This window comes from Paenibacillus sp. 05T425 (assembly GCF_056396205.1).
In genome coordinates this window covers 126,343-132,608 of the sequence record NZ_JBFTLA010000015.1, presented here as the reverse complement: position 1 = coordinate 132,608, position 6,266 = coordinate 126,343, and the positions used below count along the sequence as shown (strand labels likewise).

The 6,266-nt window shown below is 51.4% G+C and carries 7 protein-coding genes; all 7 read right to left on the bottom strand.

Going from position 1 to position 6,266, the window contains the following annotated elements:
• Positions 1-436 precede the first annotated feature (436 nt).
• The 7 genes from AC1DF0_RS27175 to rplS all read right to left on the bottom strand — a co-directional run bounded on the left by AC1DF0_RS27175 (position 437) and on the right by rplS (position 6,061).
• Positions 437-805, bottom strand: coding sequence for a YraN family protein (locus tag AC1DF0_RS27175; RefSeq protein ID WP_442052350.1), 369 nt, complete (start codon positions 803-805; stop codon positions 437-439).
• Positions 792-1,103 carry an EscU/YscU/HrcU family type III secretion system export apparatus switch protein gene (locus AC1DF0_RS27170; RefSeq protein ID WP_337098830.1) on the bottom strand — a complete coding sequence of 104 codons (312 nt, stop codon included), beginning with the start codon at positions 1,101-1,103 and terminating at the stop codon, positions 792-794. Before AC1DF0_RS27170 ends, AC1DF0_RS27175 begins: the two co-directional genes overlap by 14 nt.
• Entirely contained in the window at positions 1,100-3,166 is a 2,067-nt protein-coding gene (locus AC1DF0_RS27165) for a hypothetical protein (RefSeq protein WP_477576428.1), read from the bottom strand. The genes AC1DF0_RS27170 and AC1DF0_RS27165 overlap by 4 nt, the downstream gene beginning before the upstream one ends.
• 185 nt (positions 3,167-3,351) lie before the next feature.
• The gene (locus AC1DF0_RS27160) at positions 3,352-3,966 is read right to left on the bottom strand and encodes a ribonuclease HII (protein WP_442052365.1); all 615 of its coding nucleotides are present in this window, start codon (positions 3,964-3,966) and stop codon (positions 3,352-3,354) included.
• A 24-nt stretch (positions 3,967-3,990) separates the two neighbouring features.
• Positions 3,991-4,878, bottom strand: a complete 888-nt coding sequence (gene ylqF / locus AC1DF0_RS27155; protein ID WP_442052352.1) for a ribosome biogenesis GTPase YlqF — start codon at positions 4,876-4,878, stop codon at positions 3,991-3,993.
• 31 nt (positions 4,879-4,909) lie between these two features.
• On the bottom strand, positions 4,910-5,623 hold the full coding sequence (gene lepB, locus AC1DF0_RS27150; RefSeq protein WP_477576425.1) for a signal peptidase I: 714 nt from the start codon (positions 5,621-5,623) through the stop codon (positions 4,910-4,912).
• 96 nt (positions 5,624-5,719) lie between these two features.
• Positions 5,720-6,061 (bottom strand): 50S ribosomal protein L19, encoded by a 342-nt coding sequence (gene rplS, locus AC1DF0_RS27145; RefSeq protein ID WP_307204005.1) that lies wholly within the window; start codon positions 6,059-6,061, stop codon positions 5,720-5,722.
• Positions 6,062-6,266: the final 205 nt, after the last annotated feature.

Sequence of the window (6,266 nt, the reverse complement as noted above, 5' to 3'; positions counted from 1 at the left end):
TTTCAAATAGATTAGTAAGCATGTTTTCGGGTATATTAGTCATCGGTAGGGTCCTTTCTCTGGTGGCTTCAGCAACCCCGAGAATACCCTACTTTTTTGTTGCCTGACTAGGCTACAAATCTTGGTACACAAACAATTTTACGCCATCCAGTTGAAGGCTAAAATGCCGATTTTGACTGTATGATTTCCACTCAAGCGTCGCTTAACAGGCGATTTAGACCAATTAAACGGTATGAAATACAGGCAAAACGTATGATCATACACGTTATGCAAGTTGAAATGGCTGATAATAAATCAATCAGTCGCAATTTCTCTGAATTACTTTCAATTTTGTTTAGTTAAAAGACTCGCAGCCTATGGTTGCGAGTCTTTGCTTTCTGTTGATATGGACCAAAGTGTGCGATTACTACGCGGACAACCCTCTCCGACGCATTTATCAGAATGCACCTTCAATATGCTTGCACTCCGCGACGCTCCCGTCGCTACTAATTGCTACGGCAATGACATCGAAACGTACTGGACTGTCCAGCAAGCCTGCGTTCCGCATATAGACGAGAGCTGTCGATCTGACCTTCATTTGCTTGCGAATATCGACCGATTCAGAGGCCGTACCGAAGCGGCTTGCTCCCGACCTTCTTGTACGTACCTCAACGAATACCGTCCTGCCTTCATGCTCGGCAATCGTATCGATCTCGCCGATGCGGCAGCGCCAGTTACGCTCGATAATTCGATAGCCTGCTGCTTCAAGCAGGCTGCAAGCGGCATCCTCGCCTAGCTTTCCAAGCTGCAGTCTATTTTGCGTCATTCCAATCCCTCGCTTTGCGATCCGAGCGATAGACGAAACTTAATATTTCAGCGACGAGCGTGTACAGCTCGGCCGGTATTTCTTGATCGACATCCAACTTAGAGAGCACCTCTACCAGCGAAGCATCCTCTTGAATCGGGATACCATTCTCCTTCGCCTTCTCCAATATCTGATCGGCAATATGTCCCTTGCCCTTGGCTATCATTACAGGGGCATTCCGCTCGCCTGGCTCATACTTTAGCGCTACCGCCTTGCGGGAGGGAACCGATGAACGGTTGCCTTGCTGATCTCCGGTCATATTTTGAAATCGACTCCTTTGTACCTCGCCTGCGAGAACTGCGACAGATCAGGCGGCGTCAGCGGCTTCTTCGCCTTCTCAGCGCCCTGATCCTGCTTCTGTTCGGTCTCCGCTCCCGGCTTAGGCAACGGCGTTGTACGAAGCGACAGCAGTTGGTAGCCGGTCTCCTGCAGTCGTTCTGCCACTTCCATGCGCGAAGCTTCCGCTAGCGCTCCAATAGCAGGGTGATCGTTCCACAAATTCAGACTGACGATCTTGTCCACTACATTCACGTCAACCAACGTATCGCCAAGATTGTTCATCGACAAATTGAATAACAATCGGCAATTGGCAGCATCGAGTTCGCCTTTGCGTCCGCGGCGGGTCTGAATATGAACCGACGCGGTCTGATTGCCGTCTTGCCCGTTCAGCGGAATAAACATCGTGACATGCGTAAGAATGGAGCTGTTGCGCTCCGGTGTCAGCAGCAGTTGCTGCCCCGTAATTTGGGAAACGAGCTGCTGCGCCGTCTCCTTGATTGCTGGCGGCGTGTCACTATCCGAGATGAGCGAGAGCAGCGCGCTCTTTAGCGATTCATGCTGCGCGCTTGGAGTTTGCTGAGCCGGCTGCGCTTGAAGCTGAATGTCCGGTTTCGGTGCATCCAGACCGAGAGCGTTTGCTTGCTGTAATAAACCGGCTGTACGTTCCATGCCTCCTGCAAGTCGTGTTTCCGCGGCAGCCGGCTTCGCCTGCTGCTCTTCCACAGCGCCTTGATTGACTCGAGCATGTCCACTGTTTTCTTGCTCAATCTCCGGCAACTGAGGTTTCGCTAAGCCGCTGCTATTACCACGCTCTGCTTCAAATCCTCTAGTACTCGTGGCCACTGCACGAGCAGTCGACTCTGAATCTCCCTCGCCAGCACTCTCACTAACGCTTGCACCAACCGCAGCTTGCGACTGCTCCTCGACTGGCTGAGATGTTGCAGCCGCACGAGCTGCGGCAGCATCAGGCGCAGCCGTAGCCTTGGCGAGCTGAAGCTCATGATCGACTCCAAGCCATTTCATCATTTGGCCGATCCAATTCTGCGAGCCTTTGCCTCCAGCAGATGCTGTTTGGCGGCTTTCAGCCTGTCCGCTTCCAACCTCGTCTGCTCCCTCGCCTTGAACAGCCGCCGCATCCACCGCGCTTCCCGTTGCAGATGCCGTTCCCGCTGCCGTTGTTGCCGTTGTTGCCGTTGTTGCCGTTGTTGCCGTTGTTGCCGTTGTTGCCGTTTGCGCAAGCCCATCTGGCTTGCCAGCTAACGATAACGAAGGCGTAGCCGCCTTCGCTCCAGCAGCGCCAGCTTCAGGCTCGCTATCGGCAGTCGCAGTGCCATCAATCGCGCCCCGCAACAACTCCGCTCCTTCAGCCAACAGCGCAGCTACGCGCGCTGCTGCTGGCGGCAGCGTCTTCGCTTCAGCAGTTGCCTCTCCATCCTGCCCTTGCAACGTTTGCGTCATCGTCATCGCTGAGAGCTGCTTCTGGAGCGTATCCAGCAACTCATGCGCATCCTGCCCGAACATGACCTGCTGTAACGACGCTACGACGGCTCCCGTCATCGGCAGGCCGCGCTTATGCGCCGCGGCGGCTGCATTCATCCACTGCTCAATATCGCCGCCCTCCGGCATTGCTGCAGCAGCCTGCTGGAAAGCTTGCGCCACTTCCTTCGTGAGCACTAGACCTTCCCGGCGAAGATCCTTAATGAGCGCCAGCGCCCATTTCGTCTCCGGCAGCCCTAAAGCTTTTGCCCATTCCTTGAAATTCTCATCCGGCATGCCGAGCGCGCTTGGTTCTACCTGCTTGAGCACAATAAGCGCGCCAGAGGATTGCGGCTGAACTTGCATCAATGCCGTCTGCCCCTGCTGTAGCGGAATTTCTAACTTAGCGCGAACTTGCACGCCGTTTATTTGTACGAGCGCTTCGTTATTCTCCATGACTTGCAGGACGACGCCGCGAACCGTTTGGCCTGTCTTAAGCTCCAGCGCCCGCGTATCATTGCCGGCGGCTTCCCCCAGATAGGTTCTCATCATCTGGCCGATGTTCATCTATGCATCCGCCTCCCTTGCATTCTCTTTACGGCTTACGATCTTCTCGTTCGCAACACATGTACCCTATATATCGGCTGGCAAGCTTCTTCCGTGTAGGTTTTCCAATCAAAAACGCCTGCCGCTTGTAGTGGCAGCAGTTGCCAAGAACAAGAAGACAGGCGTTCGTATGTACAATGGTCGCGTTATACAAGCAGTTGCTGCTGCTCTGCAAAGAGCTTGCCGAGAAACGTTCGACGATGGAGCGGGCTCGCGCCATACTCAAGCAGTCTCTCCCGGTGAAGCTTCGTTGCATAACCTTTGTGAATGGCAATTCCGTATTCCGGATAAGCTTCCTCCCACTCACTCTGGCAAAGTCTGTCACGCGTTACTTTTGCGACGATAGACGCTGCCGCAATGGACTGGCTAGTCGCATCGCCTTTAATAATCGATTGCTGCGGAAGCGGCACGTCCACCTTCTCCGCATCGATTAGCAAATAATCAGCCGGCATCTCAAGCGATTCCACCGCCAGCTTCATGGCCAGCCTTGCCGCTTGCTTAATATTGATTCGATCGATCGTCTCCGCATCGACGCGCGCAACGGACCAAGCGACAGATTGCCGCAAAATAATGTCATACAGCATATCGCGCTTCTTCTCAGAAAGCTTCTTAGAATCGTCAACACCGTCAATGATGAGACCGGGAGGCAAAATAACTGCGCCGGCGACTACATCGCCGAATAAGCAGCCTCGCCCCACCTCGTCCACACCTGCAATGGTCTTGTATCCGTCGCTCCATAAAGCTCGTTCAAACTGCAGCATCATATTGTTTCCCCCTAGCCCCGGCTAGTCGTTTCTTCCAGGCATATCATCATACGGCGCTTCAAGCGTAATCCGGCCAAGCTTTCCAGCTCGCAGATCGCGCAAAATAATGCCCGACGTTTTCTCCAAGTCTACTCGCCCGCCACCAATCAAGCAGCCTCTGCGACGTCCAATGTCTTCCATGACTCGTACGATTTCATCCGAATCCTGAATATCCTTCGGTGGCGTGTCCAGTCCGTAACGTTCGCTAATCGTCGGCCAATAACGGTCAACCAGCTCCCGAACGGCGAAAAACGCAATATCATCAACGTTCAATATTTGCTCTTTAATTGCTCCTGTCATCGCAAGTCGATAGCCAACGAGCTCATCCTCGAACTTCGGCCACAAAATGCCCGGCGTATCGAGCAGCTCAATATCGCCGCCAACGCGAATCCATTGCTGCCCCTTCGTCACGCCTGGGCGATCGCCCGTTATCGCAATATTGCGGCCAGCGAGACGATTAATGAGTGTCGACTTGCCGACATTCGGAATGCCGACGATGAGCGCTCTAATCGCGCGCGGGTTCATGCCTTTCGCGATTTGGCGGGCAATCTTCTCATGAAGAATTTGCTTCGCCTTCACGGGAATGTCGCCAATTCTTGTGCCTGTCGACGAATCGACCGCTACGCATTCATGACCTTCATTGGCAAAATATTGCATCCAGCTTTCCGTTGCTTTCGGATCTGCAAGATCTGACTTGTTAAGCACGATAAGACGCGGCTTATTGTTCAGAATATCGTCGATCATCGGATTACGACTGGAGATCGGCACACGCGCATCGAGAAGCTCGATTGCGATGTCGATTAATTTGAGCTTGTCCTGTATCTGTCTCTTGGCCCGCGTCATATGACCGGGAAACCATTGAATCGTCATTCCTTCACCTCAAACCTCAATCAAACTTCTGTTACTTCGTCCAATGTTTAATAAACTCAAGCTTGTTCAGCGGCCAGAAAATAATATCCGCACGGCCTACGATCTCTTCGTCTCTTACGAAGCCGATAAACCGGCTGTCCGTACTGTTGCTGCGATTGTCGCCTAGCGCGAAGATCGTGTTCTCTGGTACCGTCGCTTCTGTTACTTGGCTATTCGGGAAGTCGGTATTAATACCAGGCTCATTATACAATTCGCCTCTTGCATGAGCTTCTTCGATCGCTTCCTTAATATACGGCTCTTCGATTTTTTTATCATTAATATATAGATCGTCACCTTCAAGGCGAATGACATCGCCCGGGACGCCGATTACGCGTTTAATGAACTTGCGGTGCTGATCAGGCACGTCGAACACAACGACCTCACCAAACTTAGGCTCACGAATCGAATACAATATTTTATTAACAATTAGCCGCTCGCCCGTCTCGAAATTAGGCTCCATCGAGGGACCATCGACAATAAAAGGCGAGAACAAAAATTGCCGTATAATAAACACAAGCACTACCGCAATGACGAGCGCTTTAATCCATTCCACGATTTCCTTATAAGCGCCGCCCTTCTTAACCGATCMTGTTCCATATGTAACAGCACGCCCCGGGAGCGGGTTCTGCCCATCCTCACCAGCTGTATGCTTCATTTCATTGCTGTCATCATTCTCTGAAACACCATTGTTCTTCTGTAAGTCCATCTGTCCCGCCCTCTTTCCTTAAGCGTTGTTAAGTAAGTATAGCTGCAAAAAAACGAAGAGGAGCTTGTTTGCGCAAGCCCCCCTTGTTTGTTCATCTTAACGAATCTCTTTAATTCTGGCAGCTTTACCGCGCAGACTGCGAAGGTAGTACAGTTTCGCACGACGTACTTTACCACGGCGAGCCACTTCGATTTTTTCGAGTTTTGGCGAGTGCAGCGGGAAAGTTCTTTCCACGCCTACACCGTAAGAAATTTTGCGCACTGTAAAAGTTTCGCTAATTCCGCCACCGCGACGTTTGATAACAACGCCTTCGAACAACTGAATACGCTCACGAGTACCCTCGATAACTTTAACATGTACTTTCAAAGTGTCGCCTGGACGAAAGTTTGGAAGATCTTTGCGCAATTGCTCTTGTGTAATTGCTTGTACGATATTCATTTAAAATTTCACTCCTTCCACCATAGACGTTCATAGAAGCTCGCCGGATTCCATTGAATCGGTTCATCACTGCTAGCGGACCGCCCGATATACGAACAACATTAAAAATTTTATCATACCTAAAAAAATATATCAACTTGTTTTTCCGACGGTCACAATCATGTATACTTGTACGTATAATATATTGACAAAATACGACAGAAAC

Excerpts from the sequence above, each read along its gene's own strand:
- AC1DF0_RS27165 (WP_477576428.1), bottom strand. The coding sequence starts at position 3,166 with ATGAACATCGGCCAGATGATGAGAACCTATCTGGGGGAAGCCGCCGGC.
- rplS (WP_307204005.1), bottom strand. The coding sequence starts at position 6,061 with ATGAATATCGTACAAGCAATTACACAAGAGCAATTGCGCAAAGATCTT.
- AC1DF0_RS27170 (WP_337098830.1), bottom strand. The coding sequence starts at position 1,103 with ATGACCGGAGATCAGCAAGGCAACCGTTCATCGGTTCCCTCCCGCAAG.
- AC1DF0_RS27175 (WP_442052350.1), bottom strand. The coding sequence starts at position 805 with ATGACGCAAAATAGACTGCAGCTTGGAAAGCTAGGCGAGGATGCCGCT.
- ylqF (WP_442052352.1), bottom strand. The coding sequence starts at position 4,878 with ATGACGATTCAATGGTTTCCCGGTCATATGACGCGGGCCAAGAGACAG.
- AC1DF0_RS27160 (WP_442052365.1), bottom strand. The coding sequence starts at position 3,966 with ATGCTGCAGTTTGAACGAGCTTTATGGAGCGACGGATACAAGACCATT.